This window comes from Hungatella effluvii, assembly GCF_003201875.1.
GTDB lineage: Bacteria > Bacillota > Clostridia > Lachnospirales > Lachnospiraceae > Hungatella > Hungatella effluvii.
This window is the reverse complement of the sequence record NZ_QJKD01000007.1, coordinates 225,581-250,377: the sequence shown is the minus strand read 5'-3', so window position 1 is coordinate 250,377 and position 24,797 is coordinate 225,581. Positions and strand designations below refer to the sequence as shown.

The 24,797-nt window shown below is 36.5% G+C and carries 21 protein-coding genes and 2 pseudogenes; 15 read left to right on the top strand and 8 right to left on the bottom strand.

Annotated features, from left to right (window positions below; all coding sequences use genetic code 11):
• Positions 1–9: 9 nt before the first annotated feature.
• The 5 genes from DFR60_RS15280 to DFR60_RS15260 all read right to left on the bottom strand — a co-directional run bounded on the left by DFR60_RS15280 (position 10) and on the right by DFR60_RS15260 (position 5,895).
• Complete coding sequence (locus DFR60_RS15280) at positions 10–738, bottom strand: CpsB/CapC family capsule biosynthesis tyrosine phosphatase (protein ID WP_110323658.1); 729 nt, start codon at positions 736–738, stop codon at positions 10–12.
• Between the two features lie 134 nt (positions 739–872).
• Positions 873–2,471 (bottom strand): ICP22 family protein, encoded by a 1,599-nt coding sequence (locus DFR60_RS15275; RefSeq protein ID WP_110323657.1) that lies wholly within the window; start codon positions 2,469–2,471, stop codon positions 873–875.
• 124 nt (positions 2,472–2,595) lie between these two features.
• Complete coding sequence (locus DFR60_RS15270; RefSeq protein WP_110323656.1) at positions 2,596–3,555, bottom strand: N-acetylmuramoyl-L-alanine amidase family protein; 960 nt, start codon at positions 3,553–3,555, stop codon at positions 2,596–2,598.
• 534 nt (positions 3,556–4,089) lie between these two features.
• Entirely contained in the window at positions 4,090–4,635 is a 546-nt protein-coding gene (locus tag DFR60_RS15265; protein ID WP_243005087.1) for a VanZ family protein, read from the bottom strand.
• A 291-nt stretch (positions 4,636–4,926) separates the two neighbouring features.
• Entirely contained in the window at positions 4,927–5,895 is a 969-nt protein-coding gene (locus DFR60_RS15260; protein WP_110323654.1) for a tyrosine-type recombinase/integrase, read from the bottom strand.
• Between the two features lie 477 nt (positions 5,896–6,372).
• Between DFR60_RS15260 and DFR60_RS15255 the strand changes: the two are divergent.
• From DFR60_RS15255 to DFR60_RS31455, 15 genes and pseudogenes are all read left to right on the top strand, one after another.
• Positions 6,373–7,040, top strand: a pseudogene (locus DFR60_RS15255) (SIS domain-containing protein); the annotation flags it as partial.
• A gap of 44 nt (positions 7,041–7,084) precedes the next feature.
• Positions 7,085–8,407: a nucleotide sugar dehydrogenase gene (locus tag DFR60_RS15250; RefSeq protein WP_110323653.1), complete on the top strand. Its 1,323-nt coding sequence runs from the start codon at positions 7,085–7,087 to the stop codon at positions 8,405–8,407.
• Between the two features lie 3 nt (positions 8,408–8,410).
• Complete coding sequence (gene pssD, locus DFR60_RS15245) at positions 8,411–8,881, top strand: PssD/Cps14F family polysaccharide biosynthesis glycosyltransferase (RefSeq protein WP_207659539.1); 471 nt, start codon at positions 8,411–8,413, stop codon at positions 8,879–8,881.
• Positions 8,881–10,434 (top strand): PssE/Cps14G family polysaccharide biosynthesis glycosyltransferase, encoded by a 1,554-nt coding sequence (gene pssE, locus DFR60_RS15240; RefSeq protein ID WP_110323652.1) that lies wholly within the window; start codon positions 8,881–8,883, stop codon positions 10,432–10,434. The genes pssD and pssE overlap by 1 nt, the downstream gene beginning before the upstream one ends.
• A complete protein-coding gene (locus tag DFR60_RS15235) occupies positions 10,434–10,967 on the top strand; it encodes an acyltransferase (RefSeq protein ID WP_110323651.1) in 534 nt (177 codons plus the stop codon). Before pssE ends, DFR60_RS15235 begins: the two co-directional genes overlap by 1 nt.
• A gap of 229 nt (positions 10,968–11,196) precedes the next feature.
• Positions 11,197–12,162 (top strand): glycosyltransferase, encoded by a 966-nt coding sequence (locus tag DFR60_RS15230; protein ID WP_110323650.1) that lies wholly within the window; start codon positions 11,197–11,199, stop codon positions 12,160–12,162.
• On the top strand, positions 12,147–13,307 hold the full coding sequence (locus DFR60_RS15225; RefSeq protein WP_110323649.1) for an EpsG family protein: 1,161 nt from the start codon (positions 12,147–12,149) through the stop codon (positions 13,305–13,307). The genes DFR60_RS15230 and DFR60_RS15225 overlap by 16 nt, the downstream gene beginning before the upstream one ends.
• A gap of 53 nt (positions 13,308–13,360) precedes the next feature.
• A complete protein-coding gene (locus DFR60_RS15220) occupies positions 13,361–14,350 on the top strand; it encodes a glycosyltransferase family 2 protein (RefSeq protein ID WP_110323648.1) in 990 nt (329 codons plus the stop codon).
• Positions 14,343–15,785 carry a lipopolysaccharide biosynthesis protein gene (locus DFR60_RS15215; protein WP_110323647.1) on the top strand — a complete coding sequence of 481 codons (1,443 nt, stop codon included), beginning with the start codon at positions 14,343–14,345 and terminating at the stop codon, positions 15,783–15,785. The genes DFR60_RS15220 and DFR60_RS15215 overlap by 8 nt, the downstream gene beginning before the upstream one ends.
• Before the next feature lie 33 nt (positions 15,786–15,818).
• Complete coding sequence (locus tag DFR60_RS15210; RefSeq protein WP_110323646.1) at positions 15,819–16,280, top strand: GNAT family N-acetyltransferase; 462 nt, start codon at positions 15,819–15,821, stop codon at positions 16,278–16,280.
• Positions 16,277–17,239 carry a 1-aminocyclopropane-1-carboxylate deaminase/D-cysteine desulfhydrase gene (locus DFR60_RS15205; RefSeq protein ID WP_207659538.1) on the top strand — a complete coding sequence of 321 codons (963 nt, stop codon included), beginning with the start codon at positions 16,277–16,279 and terminating at the stop codon, positions 17,237–17,239. The genes DFR60_RS15210 and DFR60_RS15205 overlap by 4 nt, the downstream gene beginning before the upstream one ends.
• 18 nt (positions 17,240–17,257) lie before the next feature.
• A complete protein-coding gene (locus DFR60_RS30915; RefSeq protein WP_110323645.1) occupies positions 17,258–18,727 on the top strand; it encodes a GNAT family N-acetyltransferase in 1,470 nt (489 codons plus the stop codon).
• Positions 18,712–19,839 (top strand): DegT/DnrJ/EryC1/StrS family aminotransferase, encoded by a 1,128-nt coding sequence (locus DFR60_RS15195; protein WP_432764118.1) that lies wholly within the window; start codon positions 18,712–18,714, stop codon positions 19,837–19,839. The genes DFR60_RS30915 and DFR60_RS15195 overlap by 16 nt, the downstream gene beginning before the upstream one ends.
• A 459-nt stretch (positions 19,840–20,298) precedes the next feature.
• A complete protein-coding gene (gene tnpA / locus DFR60_RS31460) occupies positions 20,299–20,430 on the top strand; it encodes an IS66 family insertion sequence element accessory protein TnpA (protein ID WP_432764117.1) in 132 nt (43 codons plus the stop codon).
• Positions 20,431–20,460: 30 nt separating this feature from the next.
• Positions 20,461–21,179 (top strand): annotated as a pseudogene (locus DFR60_RS31455) (IS66 family transposase); the annotation flags it as partial.
• Between the two features lie 155 nt (positions 21,180–21,334).
• On the opposite strand, the gene DFR60_RS15180 reads toward DFR60_RS31455, so the two are convergent.
• Genes DFR60_RS15180 through DFR60_RS15170 form a run of 3 tightly spaced genes read right to left on the bottom strand, consistent with a single transcriptional unit; the run spans position 21,335 to position 24,796 of the window.
• Positions 21,335–22,279, bottom strand: coding sequence for a beta-1,6-N-acetylglucosaminyltransferase (locus DFR60_RS15180; protein WP_110323642.1), 945 nt, complete (start codon positions 22,277–22,279; stop codon positions 21,335–21,337).
• Positions 22,280–22,284: 5 nt separating this feature from the next.
• Positions 22,285–23,688 carry a lipopolysaccharide biosynthesis protein gene (locus tag DFR60_RS15175; RefSeq protein ID WP_110323641.1) on the bottom strand — a complete coding sequence of 468 codons (1,404 nt, stop codon included), beginning with the start codon at positions 23,686–23,688 and terminating at the stop codon, positions 22,285–22,287.
• A 4-nt stretch (positions 23,689–23,692) separates the two neighbouring features.
• Complete coding sequence (locus DFR60_RS15170) at positions 23,693–24,796, bottom strand: radical SAM protein (RefSeq protein ID WP_110323640.1); 1,104 nt, start codon at positions 24,794–24,796, stop codon at positions 23,693–23,695.
• Position 24,797 lies beyond the last annotated feature (1 nt).

Here is a 24,797-nt window from a genome sequence, read left to right as displayed (position 1 = left end):
TCTCCTAAATCAAAATAATTTATCCTCCAGTACCGCCATCGGATTCCCGCATAAAATCCCTTCAGCAACAGGTGCCGGACAGTTATCGTGAATCCACGCCGCTGCCTTTTTTATCTGCGGTTTTCGATAATGAGTGCCGTGGGAATCTGTTCCCAGAAAATGGATCCGCCCCGACTTGCAGAGCTTGCGAACCACCGCGCTGGCAGAATCAAACACTCCGCCAAACAGGCTGGCTCCATTTACCTGAAGGCAAATGCCCAGATCCCTTAATTCATCGAGCCGGTCCGTCTCCTTATACAGGCAGCGGTAACGCTCCATGTGAGCCAGGATCGGCGTATAGCCGCCGGATGCCAGCCTTCGCAGTCCCTTGTACAGCTCTTCATAACGAACGGACGGTAAAAACTCCACCAGAATGTAATGGCTGCCCGCCATAGTCCACGCGCGGCCCTCGTCAAGGCACTCCAGAAGGCTTTCGGAATACATCAGCTCATTACCGAGATGCAGCCTCATTTCAGCCCCGTACGGGGTCTCCTTTAAGCGCGCTTTCAGCTGTTCGAAGCCCTCCTGCAGTTTAGAGGCGTATCCGGCCTCACAGTCCGCAGAAAAATGGGAGGTGCATATGATATGGCGCACGCCCTCCTCATATTCCAGCTTCATGGCCTCCAGGCTCTCTTCCATCGTCTGTGACCCATCGTCCACTCCGGGAATTAAATGGCAGTGAATGTCGTATAAATCCATCCTTCTTACCGTTCCCTTTCTCTTTGTGTGATCGTTAATGGTTGCTTAGTATTTTTTATTTGTTGTCTTGTTATTTACTGTCTTTGTTATTTACTGTCTTTGCTATTTGTTGACTTTGTTATTTGTTGACTTTGTTATTTGCTGTCTTTCCAGGTATGGACCGCGACCAGGACAATGACTCCGAGAAGGACTCCTATCACTCCCGTAATCATACCGGTTCTGCACAACCCGTTACCGTATATTTTGAAAAACAGTTCCATGTAATCCGGGGTCACCTTCGGCAGGTTCTGACCGACTATGACCATGCCGGCGCCAAAGGCCGCCGCAGTTATCAGTCCGCCGCCCATCAGGCCTTTTCCGCCCAGTATAACACCACGGTGTTTATAATGGTTCAAGCCGATGATAAGGGCCTGTGAAAGAATGACAAGCAGCAGTGAAAGCGGCAGTGCTATTTTTGCAAAAGCAAAAAATTCCGTTTTCATTTCTATCCACCATGCTGCAAATGGCCATTTAAGCAGCGAGGAGTACTTCTGATCCAGACGATTCATCAGTTCATCCAGCCCAGTCTGGGCCTGCTCCGTCATAGTAACAGATCTGTCTTCCAGGTATGATCTGATATCTGCCTCCAGCTGGTCTGTCAGCACGGAAGTATCCGCCTGATAAACGCCCTGGCTTAGATCACTCTCCACCTGCTGCCTTGCTGCCAGCACGACGCGCTCATACGTAATCGCGCCATCCATAACGTTATCCGGGATGTCCAGAAGTGCAAACGAGATAGAAGTATCACGCCGCAGTTCCTCAAAGATCGTGCGGTAATATCCCGTATCCGCAAGTTTATTCAAAACAGCACTGTCCTGAAACGCCCCGATCCAGACGCTTACTGCCGAAAAGCAAATGGCGGACAGCACACCTATTTCCGCTGCCAATATAAATCTAAAAAGTTTCCTCAGCTTTCTGTTATGATGGTGTACAAAAAGCTTTTTTAAGAATGAAATGGCTGTAATAATCGCTATGACCACAGCCAATATGATAATAATGTACCATAGTATTTGATAAGGAATATGGATGCGCGCCATCAGGGCGTCTGTATCCTTTGATAAATACTCGTATGACTGAGGCGGTGCCTTGTCCACGAGCTCCAGAATCGAGATTACCTCCGGGGTTGGCGGAATTACCTCCTGCGGCTCCTCAGAGTCTGATCCATCCGGATTATCCGTTCCGTCCCCACCATTCTGCCCATCACCGACAGTTTCTCCGGTTGATTCTCCGCTTTCCGTACTCTCTCCCGGCTGATTTCCAGCCTCTGCGTTTCCGTCTGTTTCCTGGCCATCCGGATTCTTACTTCCGTTATTTCCTGTTTCTCCGCCCTTTGGACTTTCGGCCGGTGCCGTCTCCGGAGGCGCGGTCTGCCCGATCTGCTCTAAATATCCGCTGTCGACACCAGTCTGTACATTGGAATAGATCTCAGATATCACGGATTGTGCCTGCTCTGCTGTCAGATCCACATCATCCTGCTGTAAGTAACCCATTGCAGAATTTATATATTCCTGACGAACTTTGTAGATAACACCGTCCTGCTCGAACTGGCCGTTGATGACGGAAACGATCGACTGCTCGTTGCCATTGATACTGCCGGCATAAGCAGGGGTACAGAAAAACGTGACCATTAGAAATGTAGGGAACAGCAGTGATAACAGGCTGCAGCGCTTTGCAGTCCTTGTTCTATTTTTCATAATTTGCTCCACATTGGTTTTGTTGCCTGGGTTGAAAAATGGTTGTGTATATTATTTTGTAAGGTGCACTGAAAAATAGGGCGGTTCCTTTGGGAGCCACCCTATAAATGGTTGGAAATATTAATTATTTTAAAGTAATTGTGTAAGTTACGTCTACACCCTCTACTGGTACAATAATAGACGCTACAGTTCCAGTTTTGTACTTATCTAAATTATCAACCGTTAAATATTTATCTAATAAACGGCTCATCTCACTATCCATATCTTCAACTTTGATTTCTTTTGTATGACTTGGAAGACCCGGTATAACTACTCCATCAGGAATAACTACAGTAACAATTTCATCAGAAGCAACACCTTCTACTGTTTTTCCTACAAGGCTTGTAACCGCCTCCTTTACTGTCGTTACATCTTCCTGAGTTTTAACCTCTTTTACGGTTACCGTAACAGGTACAGTCGCCTTCTTATCACTATCCATCTTAGGCTCAGGCACAACAATATTAGAGATTACATCCTTAGCTGCTTCTTTTACATTTTCAACTTCTCCCTTAACATTGTCCACCGCTGATCCTACTTCATCCGGTACCGGAACAGGGGTTGGGGTTGTACTACCACCGCCGGAACTGCTTCCGCCACCGCCACCATTCAGTGACTGGTTACCATTTCCACCATATGTAGCTGATGCTGGTACGCTAGGCTGTCCATTAGTAGTTCCATAAAGGCCAAAGTTATAAGTCGTATTACCGATCTTCATATCACCGATAAATAAGTCACCGCTTGTCCCCATGTAATAAACCTGATTATCAACCTTGATCAGGCCAACCTGCATAACGCCATTGTATGCCAGGAAATACCATTTTCCGTCAGCATCCTGGAACCAGCCCTTCTGCATAATTCCGTTGTTGTCGAAATGATACCATCTTCCATCAGCGTCTCTAAACCATGTTCCTGTCTGGAATGTACCATTATCATTCTGGTATCTCCAGTTGCTTCCCTCCTGTAACCATGCAGCTGACGCTGTCATGACTGAACCTACGGAGAGAGCTGTTGCTAATGCCATAACAGCAAGCTTCTTCATTCTCATAATTGCATTCTCCTTTCAAAATCCTTTTCCTAAAATTATTTTTCCGGAATATGTAACCCGTTGAGACTATATTAACTCACCTTTCCATATTTTGCAAGCTTTTTCAGCCTAAAACATGTCTATATAATCTGTTTTCAACGTATTTTACGAACAATATCACCGGATTGTATTTATAAAAAGACAGGATCACTAACTTTTAGCGATCCTGCTGTTTTACACCAATATTATAGATAATTACCTTGTCTATTAATTTATTATGGATCATAGACATTTAGCTTTGCATTAGTATTTATTTTTTCAGGTTTATTAAATCTTGTATAAACTGATAATATGAAACCTATATTATATAGAAGAAACCATCACCTCCACAAATATGGTGATTGGAAGGAGCTAAATATATGTCACTTATTTCTCTTCTATTATATGGTTCTATATGTTTTGTAGTCAGTTGCCTCATTACATTGGTCTTACTCGTTTATTGCATGATCCGCGTTTCGACAACTTATGACAAACTATCTGATGATGAGCAACAAATCAAATTTTTACAGAACCAAAACACTTTGTGATGGTATATCTGCAAATCCTATAGATTCCTGTTAGCAGACAGAAACAACTACAGCCAAGCACTGTGCCGATACTATTCATAAGAATATCATCTACCTGAAAATATCCTCTTTGGGTGATCAGTTGAGTCGTTTCAATCATTAGGCTGCAGAAGGCCCCGCCCATAAGGCTGAATACCAAATTACGCATAGGCCTAAAAAGAGTAGCTGGCAAAAAACCAAAAGGAATAAATAAGAGTACATTTTCTATAACATATGCATTATTTCTGGAACCGCCTAATGTTTCAAATAAGGTAAGACTGATCGCTGTCCGTGAGCCTGGTTCGCGCTCGAATAAAGTGATATGAACTAATGCTAATAGATAGATTAGAAATATAAATTTATAGAAATAATGGGAGCTCTTATTACTTTTAAATAAGATATTTTTTGTAATAAAGAACAATATTAAGCCCAGTAGTATAGCATATGGAAGATATTCCAGTTCTTTTCCAATGTCCTTTATTATATAGTTCCACATAGTTTTATCATATAAATTTATCATATTGGTTACCTTTCAAAAAGTAGTACATATAGTTTATTAATTGACAAATTTTTTATGCCTACATATTTTATCAACTACTATAACATAAATATATATTCTTTACATTATATTATATTCTTAATTATTAATATAAACTTTTTAACTTTTAATTAAAAGGCTGTATTTCTAAACACTTTATTTTACTCTTTCGACCAGATTAATTTTCAAAAATCTTTATTACATAATTGATTGTTAAAGTTTGTAAAAAATTACATTTACCGAAGTTCATTACAGCCACTCATCCACCATACTATCTTCTGGTAAATTAATAAAATTTCTTCCATTACAGTTTAATAGCACCTCTCTCTTTCTTTTTAATGATACTTCCGTATAAATTTGTGTTGTAACAATACTACTATGTCCCAATATCTCCTGTACCGCTCTAATATCAGCTCCGTTGTTTAATAATTGGGTTGCAAAACTATGTCTTAAATAATGAGGGGTTGCATTAGAATTTATATGTGCCAATTCCCGATACTTATAAAATAGATTTTCTATGCTGTAGATACTTAATCGTTTTCCGTATTTATTAACAAACAGAGCATCGTCCTGAATATTAAATTCTTTTCTCGTTCTGATCCATTTCTGAAGTTTCTGATTTACTGCGATTGAGGATATAAAAAGTAATCGTTCTTTGTTTCCCTTACCATGAATTAAAAATGATGCCTCAACAGAATCGTAATCCCCTATATTTAGCGCTGCAACCTCTCCAATTCTCAAGCCTAAACAAAACAACACTTCAATTATACACATATCTCTCAAATAGAGTCTCCGATAAAAATCACTTGGAGCTGACCAATATTCTCTTGATACAGTAGAAATCAATTGATTAATCTCCGCTTTTGATAAAGTACGTGGCAGGGACTTTGGCAGCTGAAACTTTCTAGAGGAGAACTTCATAAATATCTCGTTGATTCCTTTTTCTGTATTTATGTAGTAAAAAAACTGTTTGATGGAGACATACTTTCTGCGAATAGATCGCGGTGATAATTTCTTATCTTTTTGCAAATAAAGAAAATAATCTGAGATTGACTGTGTATTTAATGAATCATATCTATTTTCATCTAACCAAGTAAGCAAACATACCAAATCACTTTTATAAGCATAAAGAGTTTTCTCTGATAGATTCCTTTCAAGTGATAATGAATTAATAAAATCTGTAAGATATGTTTTTTGTTGTTCGTATATGTATTTCATTGTTTGGTACCCCCTCATTATTGAACATACTATATATTTTCAGTCTAATTATTGAAGTTTTATTGGCTTTCTACATTTACTCCTGGTCCTCTACAATTTGTTAGCATATCTCTCCCTTCTAAAAATAATGCAATTATAAATAACTATGTTTTGTACACCTAGATTATTGCATAAATAAATAGGACGATAAAGTGTCTGGTTTAAATAATAACAATTATTTGCAGATAGAAAGTTTTTAGTAGATATTAGTATCACATCCATCATCAGCTTATTTTCTTAATAATTAAAGAAATATCTGCCCCTATGATACAAGTGGTTTCCTACATAATCGAATGGCAAAAAACATATATGACCGCCTAATAGCTTACAAAATATAAAAATAAATGAAACCAATCATGAGGAAACAAAATATTACAGGAGAAACATATATCTCGTAAAAAAGAACAGGGTTTGACCGCAACGTTGGACATTAAAACAATGTTTAACATTGCGGGTTTTGTTGTTATTACGCCATCAACCAATATCTATCCTGCGAAATCAGTGATGGAGAATTACGGCATTGCACTTCAATTCGCGAAGGTTAGAGGAGAACTTGAGCAACAAGAGTGCAGTCGCCTCACCGAGGAACTTCAATCCATTCTAGCTTAGATTGAGAAGATTCTGGATGACAAGGAAAGACTGCAGTGGTTTGCAAGTAAGTGCGCAAAACAAGAAGGAGGTGTTCTTTGTTGGAAGAGATATTGGTCACGCAGTATGCCTAGAAGGAAGCTTGAAGCTAAAAGAAATCAGTTACATCCATTCTAAGGCATACGTCGCAGGAGAGTTGAAACATGGCACGATTAGTTTAACTGAAGATGGGACTTTTGTTATTGGAGTTCTTACACAAGGTTAACTGTATGAGAAAACAGAGAGCAATATGGTAGAACAAAAGCCGTGGAGCGAATTTATGTGCAGTAACTTTATATGGGAATTACGAGATTGAAGAAACAGCTGATTTTGTTACTTATGTACTGAAGGTGGATGAGAAATTTATGGCTTCACTGGCTGCAATACCATTACAGTTGTTGGGATATTACGTGAGCATTGTAAAGGGACTTGAAGTTGATAAGCCGAGAAATTTGGCAAAAAGCGTTACGGTGGAATAGGTTCATAAATGTCAATTTAAGCGTTAAATTTGGAGGTAAAAGAAATGTCATTGTATGAGAAATTAATTCATGGTGAAGAAAAACTTGCGTTGGTTGGGTTAGGTTACGTTGGTATGCCAATAGCTGTTGCTTTCGCAAAAAAAGGCTTAGATGTTATTGGGTTTGATCTCAACGAAGCAAAAATAAATCTATATAAAGAAGGTATTGATCCTACAAAAGAAGTTGGCGATGAAGTTATTAAAAGTACAACAGTTTGTTTCACTGCTGATGAGAAATCACTACAATCTGCAAAATTTTTGATTGTTGCAGTTCCAACTCCAGTAAATACTGATCATACACCGGATTTAACCCCTGTTATTGGTGCATCTGAAATTGTTGGTCGTAACCTTACTAAGGGCGCTATCGTGGTTTATGAATCTACTGTTTATCCGGGGTGTACTGAGGATGTATGTATTCCTATTCTTGAGAAAGAATCAGGATTAAAGTGTGGTGTGGGCTTTAAAATTGGGTATAGCCCAGAGCGTATCAATCCAGGTGATAAAGTACATCGTTTAGAGAATATTCATAAAATTGTATCTGGTTGCGATGCAGAGTCTCTTGAAGAGATTAAAAATATATACGACATCGTAATTGAGGTTGGAACACATCCGGTTTCCAATATGAGAACAGCTGAAGCTGTTAAAGTTGTAGAAAATAGTCAACGTGATATTAATATAGCGTTTATGAATGAGCTTGCTATGGTGTTTGATCGGATGGATATTGACACCAATGAAGTTGTAGAGGGTATGAATACTAAGTGGAATGCCCTTGGTTTCCGACCAGGTTTAGTTGGTGGTCATTGTATAGGAGTTGACCCATATTATTTCACATATCAGGCAGAAAAACTTGGATATCATAGTCAGATTATTCTGAATGGACGTATTATTAATGACAGTATGGGAAAATATGTTGCTGATAGTGCAGTAAAACAGATGATTGCAGTTGGACAGGCACCTAAAAAATCAAAAGTAGTTATTCTGGGCCTTACATTTAAAGAGAACTGCCCGGATACTAGAAATAGTAAAGTTAACGATATTATCAAGCAGCTGAATACATATGGTATTAAACCGGTAGTTGTTGATCCTTGGACAAGTGAAAGAGATGCGATGCATGAGTATGGTGTTACTCTAACTAAGTTGGAAGATGCAAAAGATGCAGACTGTGTGATTGTTGCTGTTGCACATGATGAGTTTAAGGCGTTGAGTTTGGATGATATCAAGAAAATGTTCAAGGCAGGCAATGAAAACGAAAAAGTTCTGATTGATGTAAAGGGACTTTATAAAGTATCTGATCTTAAAGCATCTGGTATGCGCTTCTGGAGACTGTAATTTATGAAAGAAAAGAAAGTAAAGATATGCTTGGCGTCATCATCGGGAGGACATTTTGAGCAGTTGATGATGCTTAAGCCTTTAATTGAAAAATATAGCGGCTATATTGTAACAGAAAAAATAGGCTATGATGTTAAGGTTGGAGATATACCGGTGAAATATGTTATGTCAATTAATCGAACAGATAAAATGTTCTTTTTAAAGTTTTTTGCAAACATTATAAAATCGTTTTTTATCGTTTTATCAGATAGACCAGATTATATCATTTCCACTGGTGCTTTAGCCGCAGTGCCATTAATGGCATGGACGAAAATTTTTGGTGGTAAGGTGATATATATTGAATCGTTTGCAAAAATTTATTCGCCTAATCTTTCTGGAAAGATTGCGTATAAGTTTGCAGACCAGTTTTATGTACAGTGGGAAAGTATGAAAAAATTCTATCCGAATGCAATTTGTAAAGGGGGAATTTATTGATGATATTTATCACGACAGGATCAAGAAGTTTCCAGTTTAACAGATTGTTAGAGGCTGTAGATAAAGCTATAGAGAATGGATCAATTACCGATGAGGTTTTTGCTCAAATTGGTTCCAGCAACTATTTAATAAGAAATTATAAATACAAAGAATTTTTGAATCGTGGCGAATTCAATGAAATAATGAAAAACTGCGATATCGTGTTGACTCATGGTGGCACAGGAGTAATCGTGAATGCTGTAAAAATGGGTAAACGTGTAGTAGCAGTTCCTCGATTGGCAAAATATCTAGAGGCTGTTGATGATCATCAGCTTCAGTTGGTGCAGGCATTTGAAAAACTCGGAATGGTCACTGCTTGTTATGATAGTAACGAGATTGGTAAGGCTATCGAAGAGGCAAAATGCAAAGAAGTCAAACCGTATGTATCAAATACGCAAACCATTATTGATTCTATCGATGCGATGATATGTGGAAATACTGAAAATGATAAAAAAACTAGAATCTTAATGTGTAGCTCGGATCGAAAAGAAAAGGGTGGCATGAACAGTGTTATTGATCAGTTAATGGATCATGATTGGGGGGATGACTTTCAATTTTCATATTTAGCTACACATGTAACAGGAAATCCGATAAAGAAGGCACTTTTCTTTGTTAATGCCTATAGAAAGCTAAAGAAACTCATAAAACGGAATACGTTTGATATAATACATATTCATATGTCTTATAAGGGGAGCTTTTATAGAAAGTATTATGTAACTAAACTGTGTAAGAGATACAATAAACGGGTTATAGTCCACTTGCATGGATCTGAATTTAAAGATTTTTATTATAGCGGAAATAAAAAACGGAAAAAACAGATTCAGGAACTGTTTTCTATTGCAGATGCTAGCATTGTTCTGGGAGAAGACTGGAAAAACTTTATTTTGGAAATCGCACCAAAAGCCATTGTTATTGTTATCAATAATGCTGTTTTTCTTCCTGTCTTTGAAGATAAGGAAGTCAGTAAGATAAGAACGTTTTTATTTCTGGGAGCACTTATCCGGCGTAAAGGAGTTGTTGACTTATTAGAGGCTGTAAACAAGATGAAAAATAAAGGTGTTTCGGATTTTCGTCTATTAATTGCTGGTTCTGGAACCGATGAGCAACGATTAAAAGAATATGCACAGACTAACGGATTACAAGACTGCGTTGAGTTTTTAGGCTGGATTACAAAAGAACAAAAGCCAGAATTGTTGAAAAAATCTGATGTACTTGTATTGCCGTCTTATAATGAAGGACTACCAATTGCTATATTGGAGGCCATGTCTTATAGCTTGCCTATTATAAGTACAGATGTTGGCAGCATTGCTGAAGCAGTGAAAGAGAACGAAAATGGCTTCTTAATTAAACCAGGAGATGTTAACGCGTTAACACATGCAATGGTTCAGCTTACCAATAATTTGGATTTATGGAAAAATGAATCGAATGCCTCAAGAAAAATCTGTGAGGAAAAATTTTCTGAGGATGTATTCTTTCAAGCTTTAGAGAAAGTATATCGGGGTTTGTATAAATAATGATTAGAAAAATTAAGCTGAAAATAAAAAAATTACTCCGCGGGGGATGCACAGTCGAAGAACTCCGGAAGCTTGGTGCCACAATAGGCGATGATGTGGAAATCTGGACGGATAAAATCGATAGAGGACATGCTTTTTTGCTAGAAATAGGCAATCGAGTTACTATTAGCGATGCCAGAATTCTTTTACATGATGCCAGTACAAAGAGATTTATAGGCTATAGCAGAGTGGGCCGAGTAGTTATAGGAAGTGATGTTTTTATCGGTGCAGATGCTATTATTCTTCCAGGGATCACAATCGGTAATAATGTAGTAATTGGCGCAGGTGCTGTTGTGACGAGAGATATTCCAGATAATAGTATCGTTGTGGGAAATCCTGGACGGGTAATCAGAACGACAGATAACTTTATAGAGAAAAACCAGAAAGGTATGGAGAAGCATCCTGTATTTACTACATACTGGGCAAATAAAACGATAGAAGAAAAACAAGAGATGAAGAAAGCTCTAAAAGATTGTATGGGATATGATGTTTAAGTGGCTTTTTTAATCAAGGTGGACAGTATTATTTACGTTTGTGAAATTGGATTTTATAAGTGCATTGCATGAGTTTTGAATGCTATTTTCTGGCTGTTCCCCACCTGAAAAAAATCGATATTCCAACGAAGGTTAGAGCCGTAGAGAATCTATATGCAACTGCAAGTATAAAGTTTGAGTTGTATAGGGAGTAAACTAAAGTTAGGAAAGAAATGGAGATTATTCAGACATGATGGATATGCTGGTAAGTGTGCTGATGAGTACATATAATGAGCCAATTGGTTTTATATCTACTGCAATAAATTCAATTGAGGAACAGACGTATAAGAATATAGAAATCGTTGTTGTAAATGATAATCCGTTGAGAAAAGATCTTACAGATTTTCTAGAGGGATTAAACGAAAAGGGGAAAATAGTACTAATTAAAAACAAAAAAAATATCGGCTTAACAAAATCGTTGAATCGAGGACTGCAATATTGTAATGGGTCAATAATTGCAAGAATGGATGCAGATGATATATCTGATAAGAATCGAATAGAAAGTGAACTAAGGTATATGTTTTATAATGATTTGGATATTGTTGGAACATATATTCAGCCTATAGATATGATGGGAAATCCGTGTGGGTGTATAAAAAAATACCCAGTGTGGAACACCGGATGTAAAAACTACTTAAAGGCGCGTAGCTCATTGATTCATCCGACCTGGATTGTAAGAAAAGAAGTTTTTAATGAGCTTGGAGGATATAGAGATTTCAATTGTGCTGAAGACTATGATTTTCTATTGAGAGCATCAAAGAAATTTCGAATGGCGTGTTGTCCAGTAGTTGGGCTAAAGTATAGAATCAATAATTCTGGAATTTCTCAAAGTAATAAATTGAAGCAAAAGGTTGTTTCTAGATATTTACGAGAGAATATTAATTCAATGAGTAATGTGAATCCAGAAGATATCAGTATTGACTTGAAATTAAAAAGTCACAAAACGGCTGAGATAGCAAAATATTTTTCTCAAATTGATGAAATTCGAGAAATGAAAGCTAATAGAAATTATATGTTTATAGGTAAGTATATTAAATTGTTGTGTAAATCAGGATATGCAAGAAGTTCCTTTGGGGAAATTTTTAGAATTAAATTAGTAATGATGATATCTTCACTAATTGAAAAAAGAAGGAAAAAAAGATGGCAATTTATTTGATAACATTTTCTATCTCCACTTTTTTGCTGATGCTGGCTGAAACGGGAAAAAGTAAAAAAATTACAAAGCATGTTTTAGTCTTTTTGGGATTGCTGATGCCCATTCTTTTAGCAAGTATGCGCAAAATCGGCGTTGGTACGGATACAAAAGTATACACTTTTATGTTATACGATGCAGCTCAAAACGCACAGAGCTTTTTTGATTATTTAGGGAAGTCAGTTTATTCAAATTTTCAATACAAAGCAGTTACAAATTGGGAAATCGGATACAATTTAGTAGTTTATTTTTCAACGAAGCTGACAGGATCTATTCAAGGAGTTTTCTTTTTGACGCACGCCTTGATTATTGGCTTTATCTATAAAGGATTAAAAAAAATAGAGGGCGATTTTTCGATTTCTTTTTCGATGCTTCTTTTCTATTTGCTGTTTTACGGAACATCACTGAATTTGATGAGACAGTGGATGGCAATCTCCATTTTGTTTTATGGTTTTCATTTTTTACAAAAGAAAGACATAAAAAGATATATTCTTACAGTAGTTTTTGCTACGCTATTTCATAATAGCGGAATTATCGGAGCGGTGATACTTCTTTTATATTTCTATCTTGAGAATGAGAGCAAAAATGTGAACATTACAATCGGAGAGAAAGTTGTCGATATTGGAATTCGAAGAGTTGTTTTCGTCTTTGGAATGGCAATATTGCTTTTGATTGGACTTGAAGCGTTTGCGAGAATTTTAGGTGCGATTAACAATGTTTTTGCACGGTATGTGCGCCTATATATTAGTGGTACTATAAAAATTATGCCGATGCAAATAGTAAGACGTGTACCAGTGTTAGCTATTCTGTTTTACAGTTGGAAAAGATTAAAGTGGAAAGAGCCGGCAACTCCTTTTCTATATGGAATGTTTATGCTGGATTTGGTTACGTCTCAGCTTGGAGGAATAACAAATCAATCCTCTAGATTGGGATATTTTTTTTCTGTGTATGAACTGATTTTATTTAGTAATGTAGTTCGGAGTCAGCAAAAAAGGCAAAGGCTTATTTGGGGTATTTTCTTTTTGGTTTATTATACCTTTTGGTTTTACTATGATATGGTTTTAATGGGAAGAGCGGAAATTGTGCCATATCTTTTTTATTTCCAGTGAAAAAAGCTAGGTGGTATTTTTTTAGAAACAAGGTAATATACAGGAGAAAAGAAATGAAAGTAAAGCAAAATGATATAGAAGTTTCCGTTGTTTGTATTGCATACAATCAAGAGAAGTATATTGCAAAAATGTTAGAAAGTTTGTTGGCACAAAAAACAACATTTAACTATGAGATTTTGATACATGATGATGCGTCAAAGGATAAAACACAAGATATTATCAGAAAGTATCAAAAAAATTATCCTGAGACAATAAAGCCGATTTTACAAACAGAAAATCAGTTTAGCAAAGGGAATAACCCCAATATCATGTTTAACTATCCACGAGTGATGGGAAAATATGTTGCATTCTGTGAGGGAGACGATTATTGGTCAGACTCTAACAAACTTCAACTTCAGTATGAGGCTCTCCAAAAACATACGGATTGCGCGATTTGTGTTCATAATACGCAATGTGTATCTAATACAGGCGAAAGAATAAATAGATCATTTCCACCAGTTAATATAAAAGGTGGGGCGATTACTGCGCAAGAATATATTAAAATGGAGTTATGTTCTATTGGGTGGCTGTTTCAAACAAGCAGCTACTTTATAAGAACAGAGGTTATCAAGAAGTATGTTCAAGAGTATAACAATGTGTATCCTGTAGGGGATTTGCCGCTTGTATTATTTTCTCTTCATAAAGGAAAATGCTATTATATACCTAAAAGTATGTCTTGCTACCGTACAAATAGTGGAGGTGTAATGACAAATCTACAGGATGTAACAAGAAAAATTAGCCATTTAAAAAAAATGATAGCGGGACACGAGAATTTTGATAAATTTACAGATTACCAATATCATGCTGATTTTCAATACGCAATTCAAAATTATACTTTTGAGATTTTATATTTACAAGGCGAATATAAAAGGCTTTTGAAATTTGAGCATAGACAGATTTTTAAACAGCAGAGCAATAAAAGAAAGGCTATTATTTTTATAGGAACTCTATCACCCCAAATAGCAAAATATATTCTGAGAAAAAAAGGGGAAAAGAATGAATGATAAAAGAGCACGTAAAACGGTTTCAAATTTTATATGGCGCTTTGCGGAACGTTGTGGTGCACAGCTGGTAACATTTGTTGTTTCCATTGTTCTGGCGCGTATTCTTGCGCCAGAAGATTACGGTCAGATTGCTCTTATCACAGTCTTTATGACAATCCTGCAAGTATTTGTGGATAGTGGTTTGGGTACAGCATTGATTCAAAAAAAGGATGCTGATGATTTGGACTTTTCGTCGGTATTTTATTTCAATTTTGTTGTTTGTCTAATACTCTATGCGGTAATGTTTATTACGGCACCGTTAATTGCAGGATTCTATAATGACGATTCTCTTACACCGATTATTCGTGTTATCAGTTTGACAATTGTGATTTCAGGTGTTAAAGGTATACAACAATCATATGTGTCAAAAAATATGCTATTCAAAAGATTCTTTTTTGCAACACTAGGCGGTACGATTTTTTCGGCATTTCTCGGCGTAGCTTTAGCGTATGCTGGTTTTGGTTTATGGGCTATTGTGGCACAACAGTTATCCAACACTACTATTGATACATTGATTCTATGGCTGACGGTTAAGTGGCGTCCGAAAAAGGTATTTTCATGGGAAAGGTTAAAAGGGTTACTTTCATTTGGCTGGAAAATACTAGCGTCGTCTTTGTTGGATACAGTTTATAATAATATCCGTAGTTTGATTATTGGTAAATTTTATTCCGCATCAGATTTGGCTTTTTATAATAAAGGAAAACAATTTCCGAATTTGATAGTAATAAATATCAATTCCTCTATTGATAGCGTGTTGTTACCATCAATGTCTCAGGAACAGGATAATCGTTCCAGAGTTAAGACAATGACTAGGAAGGCAATCCGTACAAGTAGCTATATTATGTGGCCATTGATGTTTGGATTGGCAATCGTTGCAGAACCGCTTGTATCACTGATTTTGACAGATAAATGGTTACCTTGTGTGCCATATTTGCGAATCTTCTGTTTTACATATGTATTGTGGCCAATTCATACAGCTAATCTAAATGCAATTAAGGCAATGGGTAGAAGTGATATGCTCTTGAAATTAGAGATTATCAAAAAAATAATGGGTGTTATTTCTATTGTTGTTGCTTTGCCGTTTGGTGTATTCGCAATTGCAGTGGGATATATGGCTACAGGTCCGCTCAGTGCAGCAGTAAATGCCTTCCCAAACAAGAAGTTATTGAATTATTCATTCAAAGAGCAGATTACAGATATACTTCCGTTTTTCTTGATGTCCAGTTTGATGGGGGCAATAATTTGGCCGATTCAATACTTAGTTTTACCAAAGATTACGATTATTGCTTTGCAGGTGCTCTGCGGAGGCTTTATTTACATTGTGGAATCAAAGGTATTTCGTATAGATGTCTTTGATGAGTGCTTAGTATTGATTAGAAAAATAGTGAAGAAATAATATAAACTTAGAGTAAAGAATGGGGCGTGGCTGTTGTATATAAAAGGAATGAGCCGAGAGGCGATGCTTTCATTTTTGAAAGAGATAGATGAATCTTTTCCGGTACCGCTTTTGCATAAGCAGGATTTAGAAAATTTAACGGAAAAGTTTGTTGAAAAGGCAAAAATATGCGCCGAAATAGAAAACAACGAAATTTGTTCTATGGTTGTTGGATATACAAATAATGTAGTTAACGATATGGCACATATTTCTGTAGTAGCAACGAGACAGGAGTACCTAGGGCGTGGTATGGCAGTCAGACTTGTACGGGAATTTTCGGAGATTGCATTCTCAGAAGGGCTGACTGCAGTTCATTTGTATTCGGATTCTCGAAATGAGGCTGCAATTCGTATATATGAAAAAGTGGGATTTGAAAGATATGTTGTCTCAAGTAAGCCTCGTCCTAAAGATGTCCATTTGATATTAAGGCTAAATAATTCTTGGGAGGAGCAATGAAAATGGAAAGGACACCGATTGTAATGTGCAAAACAGATTTAGATAATCTGGACATATATGTGAAAAGAGATGATCTGCTTCCGTTTTCATTTGGCGGCAATAAAGCTCGCATTGCACAGGAGTTTTATTCTGATATGGATATCAAAGGTAAAAATTGCATGATTGGTTATGGAAATGCAAGATCAAATTTGAGCAGAGCACTGGCAAACGTCAATTCTTATCGGGGTGGGGTATGCCATATCATATCTCCGGCAGATGATGATGGAAGTCGGATTGTAACGAACAACAGTTATATGGTACATGCGTGTGGTGCACATTTTCATGAATGCGAAAAACAAAAAGTTGCAGAGGCTGTGGAAAGTGTAATACAGGAATGTGAGTTGAATGGAATGAAGCCATACTATATTTATGGTGATAAATTTGGACATGGTAATGAAGCTGTCCCAGTACGTGCTTATGAAAAAGTATATCGCGAAATTTTGGAACAGGAAGAGCAAATGGGAATTCGTTTCGATTACATTTTTCTTCCGACAGGAACCGGGATGACACAGTCTGGTTTGCTGGCAGGGAAGTTGATTGCAAGAAGAAGCAATCAAAAGGTAATTGGTATTTCTGTAGCTAGAAAAAGTGAGCAGGAAATAGAAGTGATTAAAAACTATCTGGATGCATTTTCCCTGGAAAATCAGATATTGATTGAAGAATATCCTGAGATCTGTGTGGAGGATGATTATTTGTCTGGTGGGTATGGAAAATATTCAGATGGAATTAAGGATACGATACGCTCCATGTTTGTATGTAATGGAATTCCTTTAGATTCCACGTACACAGGAAAAGGATTTTATGGAATGCTGGAATATTTGAAGAAAAATGGAATTAAGAATGCAAATATTCTTTTTATTCATACTGGAGGAACACCACTTTTTTTTGATAATATCCATTTACTGGAACAAGGCAAATAAAAAGGAGACAAAAGTAATATGAATATTTTATTTACATCGGTAGGAAGAAGAAGTTATTTGGTTCAATATTTTAAGGAGACTTTGGGGGATAGCGGAGAAGTTCATGTGGCTAATAGCTCATCAGTTTCTCCAGCGTTTCTTGTAGCTGATAAATCGGTAGTTACTCCACTGATTTATGATTCGGAATATATTTCTTTTTTGCTTGAATACTGTAAAAGCAATCATATAGACGCAGTGATTTCTCTATTTGATATTGATCTTCCGATTCTTGCAAAAAACAAGGAGCGGTTTGAAGAAATTGGAACAACGGTTATTGTGTCTGATTATGAAACAATCGAAATCTGCAACGATAAGTGGAAGACTTTCTGTTATTTAAAAGAGAAGGGAATTGATATTCCAGTAACATTTATTTCTTTAGATGATGCAATCAGCAGTTTACACAATGGGTGTGTGTCCTACCCTGTTATGGTAAAGCCACGTTGGGGAATGGGCTCGATTGCTGTATTTGAAGCAGAAAATGAAGAAGAGCTTCGCATTTTCTATGCGAAGACTATGAGAAATATACAAAATACATATTTGAAATATGAGTCGGCTGTTGATATTGAAAAAAGTATTTTGATTCAGGAAAAACTAAAAGGACAGGAATATGGATTGGATGTCATTGACGATTTGAATTGTAACTATGTTACTACAATTGCAAAAATGAAATATGCGATGCGTTCAGGTGAAACAGATTGTGCTGTGACGGTTGATAAACCGGAATTAAAGCGATTGGGTGAAAAACTGAGTTGTGTGATGCACCATAGAGCTAACTTGGACGTAGATGTGTTTGTTGTAGAAGATAAATGTTATGTTCTTGAAATGAATGCCCGATTTGGTGGCGGTTATCCGTTTAGCCATATGGCAGGGGTGAATCTGCCATTGGCTATCGTGAAATGGCTGAATAATGAATCTGTGGAAAAAAGTGTATTAACAGAGCGAGTTAATATTATGGGACAAAAAGATATTCAGATGGTTCGTTTACAGATAGAGCCACAGATGAATATTGGTAAGATATTAGATGCGGATGAAGCAGAGAGACAGTTTCTGTATTTTGAAAAATTTCTTAGTCCTACATTATTGGAACGAGGAATTGATATTAAATCTTACGCTCAAAAAATATGTTCGCATGGAGCAATTCTTTCCTGTAAAAACGGCATCGAGAATCCAATGGGATTGTTGGGTATGTATGTGAATGACAAAGATGCTTATACAGCATATTTAAGCTTTTTGTCAGTGGATCCTAATTTCCGTGGTCTTCATGTTGGAAAAGAAATGATGAAGAAGGCAGAAAAACTGGCATTAGAAAACGGAATGAGAAATTTCAAGTTGGAAGTGAGAAAGTCTAATATTAACGGAATTGCATTTTATAAGTATATGGGCTATGAAGTGATTGAAGAAGCGACAAAAGATTCCTATTATATGTGGAAAGAATTGAAGGAGAATTAAAAATGGATAGCAAAATTTTAGTAACACGTTCTTCCATGCCTCCAATAGAAGAGTACATAGAAGAAATTAAGGAAATGTGGGACAGCCATTGGCTGACAAATATGGGACCCAAGCATAGAGGATTACAGGAAAAATTGGAAGAGTATCTTGGAGTCGAACATATTGATTTATTAACAAATGGACATATGGCTCTGGAACTTTCTATGCAGGCTCTTAATTTACATGGAGAAGTTATTACGACACCATATACTTTTGCATCTACTACCCATGCAATCGTCCGTAATGGTCTGACGCCGGTATTTTGTGATGTCAATCCTGTAGATTTTACTATGGATGTAACAAAAATCGAGGAACTAATTACTGATAAGACATGTGCGATTGTTTCTGTTCATGTATATGGAAATATCTGTAACATCGAGGAAATTGAACGAATTGCAAAGAAGTACAGCTTGAAGGTAATCTATGATGCCGCACATACTTTTGGAGTTCGCTATAAGGGGAAAGGCATTGGTGATTTTGGTGATGTTTCCTGCTTTAGTTTTCATGCAACGAAGGTGTTTAATAGTATTGAAGGCGGCGCAGTATGTTTCCACGATAAGGAATTCGGAGAAGCATTGTACAATCTGAAGAACTTTGGTATTCACGGACCAGAGAGAGTTGAAGCAGTAGGTGCAAATGCCAAGATGAACGAATTCTGTGCAGCTATGGGACTTTGTAATCTGCGTCATGTTGATGAAGAAATAGCGAAGCGCAAGAAAATAGTGGAAAGGTATCGTACTCATCTGGACGGCACTGATGGAATTCAGCTTAATCCTGTGCAAGATGGGGTAACTCCGAACTATGCCTATTTTCCAGCAGTTTTTGATGAGAAGGAATTTGGTTCAAGTCGTAATGAGGTTTTTGAGGCACTTGCAGAACAGGGGATTGGCGCAAGAAAGTATTTCTATCCTATCACTAATAGCTTTGAGTGTTTCCATGGACAGTATGATGTAAATGATACACCTGTCGCACTTCATTTGAGTAAGAGAGTTCTTACATTGCCATTGTATGCAGATATGTCATTGGATGATGTAGATAGAATTTGTGAGATTATTTTGAGTAGTAAAAAATAAGGATCTAGAGGAAACTGAAGATTGTAAGATAGAGTTACCATAAATCGGGGGACAAAACGAGATTCTGGTATAGAACTGCTACGAATACTTACTATGTTGATTATTGTTGCACACCATTATATTGTTAACTCGGGAGTACTTGACGTAATAGATCGTCAAAATATATTAATAGGTAAATCTGTTTTTGCGATGCCGTTTTGCTGGAGCGGAAAAATGGGAATAAATTGTTTTGTAATGATAACCGGTTATTTTATGCGTTCTTCTAATATAACTACATAAAATTCTCGTAAGCGCGGTATAATCCACCGGCTACCATCCCCCTAATTGTTATGAGATAACCATTCCAAGGAGTGATATCTCTTCTGTATTACAGCTTTTGTATTCGGATCTATTTACTTCAAATCGGTATGATCCAGTGCAACATTCGCTCCCAATTTTCAGCTTAGGAAGTGAATCTGCATGGAAAACAAATATCTTCGTCATACAGACGACGAGTGGCTGGCCATTATTAATGAATGCCGGTCCAGTGGTAATTCTGATCGCATCTGGTGCCAGGAACATCGCATCACACTTAGTACCTCCTATTACTAAATCAGGAGGCTTCGAAAAAAAGCCTGCTGCATACCTGAACCTGTAAAGTCTGCCGGCAGGCCACAGGAAGTAGTGCAAATTCAGCTGCTCTTAAGTCAGCAGGAACAAACACAACAGATGATAAAAGAAGTGCATTCTCTTAATGAGAATATGCAGCTCATGATGGAACAGTTCATCCTCGGGAAACAGGATCGTTTTGGAAGATCATCTGAAAAGATGGAGGACCGCTATCAGATCCACTTCATGAAAGTAGATGGAAAAATTGTTTTCTTTAATGAAGCAGAAGCTGTCTGCGATCTTGAAGCAGCTGAACCGGATGACCTTGAGACCAAACCTTCCAAGTCAAAAAAGCAGGCAGGCAAAAAAGATAAGGATATTTCCAGGCTTACCATACATGTGATCCCTCATTACATTACTGAGGAAGAACTTATAGCCGAATTTGGAGAAAACGGCTGGAAACAGCTTCCAGACGCGATCAGCAGACAGTATCGCTTTGTTCCGGCAAAAGTTGAAGTGAGTGAACATCATATCGGCGTATATTCCAGCAAGACGGACACATGATAAAAGCACCTCATCCCAGGCCATTACTGCATGGCAGTCTGGTTTCAGTCTCACTTGGTACTGCCATTATGAATGGCAAGTATGTAAATGCCGTTTCGCTTTACCAGCTGGAACAGGAATTCACACGTTATGGTCTTGCTGTCAATCGTCAGTGTATGGCAAACTGGAGGATCCGTCTGGGAGAAGAATAACTCGCCATCCACAACAGAATATGTGACAGGTACAAGTTCCCCTTGCGAAGCAATTTCTTGCATCTTCTAAAATGCAGAATTGTCAAACGAATAGGCCGCTCATCATATATATTGGTAGAGAGAAATACTCTATACAACATGACTTATCTCCTTTATGATTCACTCCATTCAAGATTGCATTCTTTAGCAATTAGTTCTAATATGCCTGGTTCAATTCTCTCATCTACCTTTCTAACAAATAGATACTCAGATATCTTAATCTCCTCAATGTCCGTACTTCTATATGTATATGGATTCCCTCTATGAAAATCAATCAATCTCATATTTCCATAGAATGTATTGCTCGTCTCTCTATATAAGTTTTTGAGAAATGGAGAACTCTTTAATATAGTTTGCATAAACAATTCGTCAGGGGCATTTGAATACTTGAAATCTGCTTTTATATAATTTCTTCGTTCTAATATGTATTGGGCGAATTTGTCAGTTATGCTAAACCATTGAGACCCGTAACAAATGTCCAGATCATTTTTTTTACAGTGGTCTACACAAACAAACTCTTGAAAAGTTACGAAAGCTAAATTTAGCCCTCGAAAAAAATCATTCATCCATTTATATTTGAAAAATCTACAATATTTTCTGAATGGATGATAATACTTTATTCTTTTTAAAATAACATCCGAATGATTTTCAAAAAACTTTTGCTGATAATCCACAAACTCTTTACCTTTGTGCTGTTTAAAAAAGTCATGAATATATTCTTGACTTTTTATCGGATAGCATTGGCCACTCAGAAGGTGATAATACTCAAATTTATGTTTTTTTACTGCTTTTTCAAGCAAGAAAAGTTCACAATCCACTATGCTGTAATGGCTCCAATACACTGCAATCTCATTGTAGATTTCTATTCTTCCTTTAGTCACCCCGCCTATAAGTTTTTTTTTAACAGTTTCTGTAAAAACCTTCGTTTTCTTATCAATATGAACAAATATTTCATTTCGCTCATCATCCAAGGTTTTTATCAATTTCTCCAATTGTTTAAAATTGTCATATGCCATTACCAAGTATGCATGCTTTTGAAATTTATTTCCATTTCCCATTAAATTCACCTGCGATTTTTTAAGAATTTATTTTTTGTTTTAATAACCATTTTACATCCCATTCTATAATTAAGTAAAACAGATATCATAATTGAAACCACAAAAATGATAATATTTACTGATGATTTATTTACATAGAAGATGCATGTAAGGCATATAAAACATAAAATATATACGATATCTTTTATACTCAAAAAATGTGTATATTTTCGAACCTGTAATCCTCTGTAAAAATACAAAAAAACTGAAGCAATTAGCGTAGAAATTGCTGCAGCAAATATTCCAAAGTGTCTAACTAAACATAAATCTATAAGCAAATTGATAATTGCAGCAACGAATGATGTTGTTCCAAGAATTTTTGTATCTTTAAATGCAGTAAAAATTCCCCCAATGTAGCCAGCTAATGATGAATAGAATACACTTATCGATAATAGTGGCACGACCATTACACCATCCCAATAATTCTTATTAACAAATAGTGGATAAACAAATCTAATGCCTGTAATCATTAGAATTGTAACCGAGAACAACATCAGATTTACCGTCTCCGTGATTTTTTTCATCTCACTAAAGTCGTTATCTTTTGCCATCTTTGCTGATGTTTCTTTCCATGCAATCACAAAAAAACCATAAAACGTATTTATTAAATTGGGAAATTTGTAAGCAACAGAATATAAGCCGTTAATACTTGCACCAAGTATCCCCATTAATACCAGTCGATCCGAAACATTAATAATTCCCCAACTAATTGTATTAGGTACTAGGGGTATGGAATATTTCAGCATTTTTTTTACTAACCCCAAGTCAATATTACTAAATTTCAAATACCTTAAAATATCAGACCTAAAATACACAAATAAAGCAGCTAACGTATTTGCGATTACTCCCGAAAGAATCAATGCTCGAAATCCCCAGTGAAGGCCAAGAATAAAAACTAGATTTAAAACAATGGTCATTACACTTGCTATAAAATTTGATACTGAGTAAGTTAAAATCTCCCCCTTCCCCCTTGCAAGTGCATTACTAAGAGCAATAAATACTGATGCAATACAATACATCCAAATTGAAAAACCAAGACTATATTGGGAAATGCACATTATAATTCCAAATATTATTGAAATTAACATCGTATTTACTGCACATATAATAAAGGTATGAGAAATAATTTTCTCTTTATCCCCATCATCCCTTGCGTCTATCAGAAATCGGAACATAGACTCTTCTAATAAAAGTGTCAAAAAAGGAACAACAAAGGCAGCAATTGATATGATAAAATCAGCATTTCCATAATCTTCAGTGCTGATTTTAGCAGTATACAAAGGTAATAATAAAAAGCTAATGATCTGCGTGCTGATTTTGCCAATACTTATTATAAAAGTATTCTTAACCAATCCATTTGCCTTACTCATAATGTTATTTTCTTATACCCCACTTCACTAAAATTACTACTTTATGGCGTGTCCTATAAAATGCCATTTTAAATTTTTGCTTCAAATTTGATATGATCATTTTTTTGCTAGAATATTTCTCATTACTATCCCATAATTTCTGACTAAGAGCGGATTTTAAGGTATCATTAAACCACTGTGCATCACTTCTATCTCTTATTGATACATAAGTCCGTTTATCGTCATTATCTATTACCCCTAGCGACATGAAGTGAGAAGAATTCAGGCAGTATGCACAGCCGCAATTATGCCCCATCACATTCAATTTAATGGGTTTGCTTATATTTTCAAAAATATCGATTCCTTTAGGATCTGCATAGCACTTCGTTAGTATCCCAGTCCCAAGATTTAATGTACCTGACCGCTCTCCTGCATAGCAAAATTCTTTTCTTTTAACATTGAAATTCTCCATGGTGTATTTGAACAACTCAGAATCAAAAGAATTTCCGATTTTTCTATATTCATCCTCACTCAGTTCTGTATGAAGTTGAATCTTTCTAATCCCTGGGCCTTCTTTTCTAGTTGCTGCAATTTGTGGATATGCACCTACATTTTTTAAACATACCTGCTTTATCTCATCAAGAAATGGAATATATTCATCACACAAATTTAGCTGAACCATGTATGAACATCCATATTCATGTACAAGCTTAATATTTTCAAAAAATCTATCTAACAAGTGCAGACGCTGCAACTCCAAATAGTGTAATGAAAATGAAAAGTGTAGTCTTTTTCTATCACATTCGTCTATATTGACGATTTCATGGAATCTATTTGTAAGAGTTCCATTTGTAGTAATGTTTACAATATGCCCTTCCCGAAGCAATAATTTCGCTATTTGAAACGTTTCCGGTTGTGCTAGAGTTTCACCTGCGCCACATATAGAGAAGTAGCATACTCCACCAAGTCGCTCCTTGGTAAGCCCTTGTGCAATCTGTTCTGGTGAATACTTCATAGTTGCTAGTTTCATATTTCTATAATCACGTTGAATAACATAGCAATAACTACATTTTAGATTACACACCGTTACTGGTATTAAGCATTCAAAAAATCTTTTTATCTGCTCCATT

Excerpts from the sequence above, each read along its gene's own strand:
- DFR60_RS15280 (WP_110323658.1), bottom strand. The coding sequence starts at position 738 with ATGGATTTATACGACATTCACTGCCATTTAATTCCCGGAGTGGACGAT.
- DFR60_RS15275 (WP_110323657.1), bottom strand. The coding sequence starts at position 2,471 with ATGAAAAATAGAACAAGGACTGCAAAGCGCTGCAGCCTGTTATCACTG.
- DFR60_RS15270 (WP_110323656.1), bottom strand. The coding sequence starts at position 3,555 with ATGAGAATGAAGAAGCTTGCTGTTATGGCATTAGCAACAGCTCTCTCC.
- DFR60_RS15265 (WP_243005087.1), bottom strand. The coding sequence starts at position 4,635 with ATGTGGAACTATATAATAAAGGACATTGGAAAAGAACTGGAATATCTT.
- DFR60_RS15260 (WP_110323654.1), bottom strand. The coding sequence starts at position 5,895 with ATGAAATACATATACGAACAACAAAAAACATATCTTACAGATTTTATT.
- DFR60_RS15250 (WP_110323653.1), top strand. The coding sequence starts at position 7,085 with ATGTCATTGTATGAGAAATTAATTCATGGTGAAGAAAAACTTGCGTTG.
- pssD (WP_207659539.1), top strand. The coding sequence starts at position 8,411 with ATGAAAGAAAAGAAAGTAAAGATATGCTTGGCGTCATCATCGGGAGGA.
- pssE (WP_110323652.1), top strand. The coding sequence starts at position 8,881 with ATGATATTTATCACGACAGGATCAAGAAGTTTCCAGTTTAACAGATTG.
- DFR60_RS15235 (WP_110323651.1), top strand. The coding sequence starts at position 10,434 with ATGATTAGAAAAATTAAGCTGAAAATAAAAAAATTACTCCGCGGGGGA.
- DFR60_RS15230 (WP_110323650.1), top strand. The coding sequence starts at position 11,197 with ATGATGGATATGCTGGTAAGTGTGCTGATGAGTACATATAATGAGCCA.
- DFR60_RS15225 (WP_110323649.1), top strand. The coding sequence starts at position 12,147 with ATGGCAATTTATTTGATAACATTTTCTATCTCCACTTTTTTGCTGATG.
- DFR60_RS15220 (WP_110323648.1), top strand. The coding sequence starts at position 13,361 with ATGAAAGTAAAGCAAAATGATATAGAAGTTTCCGTTGTTTGTATTGCA.
- DFR60_RS15215 (WP_110323647.1), top strand. The coding sequence starts at position 14,343 with ATGAATGATAAAAGAGCACGTAAAACGGTTTCAAATTTTATATGGCGC.
- DFR60_RS15205 (WP_207659538.1), top strand. The coding sequence starts at position 16,277 with ATGAAAATGGAAAGGACACCGATTGTAATGTGCAAAACAGATTTAGAT.
- DFR60_RS30915 (WP_110323645.1), top strand. The coding sequence starts at position 17,258 with ATGAATATTTTATTTACATCGGTAGGAAGAAGAAGTTATTTGGTTCAA.
- tnpA (WP_432764117.1), top strand. The coding sequence starts at position 20,299 with ATGGAAAACAAATATCTTCGTCATACAGACGACGAGTGGCTGGCCATT.
- DFR60_RS15180 (WP_110323642.1), bottom strand. The coding sequence starts at position 22,279 with ATGGGAAATGGAAATAAATTTCAAAAGCATGCATACTTGGTAATGGCA.
- DFR60_RS15175 (WP_110323641.1), bottom strand. The coding sequence starts at position 23,688 with ATGAGTAAGGCAAATGGATTGGTTAAGAATACTTTTATAATAAGTATT.
- DFR60_RS15170 (WP_110323640.1), bottom strand. The coding sequence starts at position 24,796 with ATGGAGCAGATAAAAAGATTTTTTGAATGCTTAATACCAGTAACGGTG.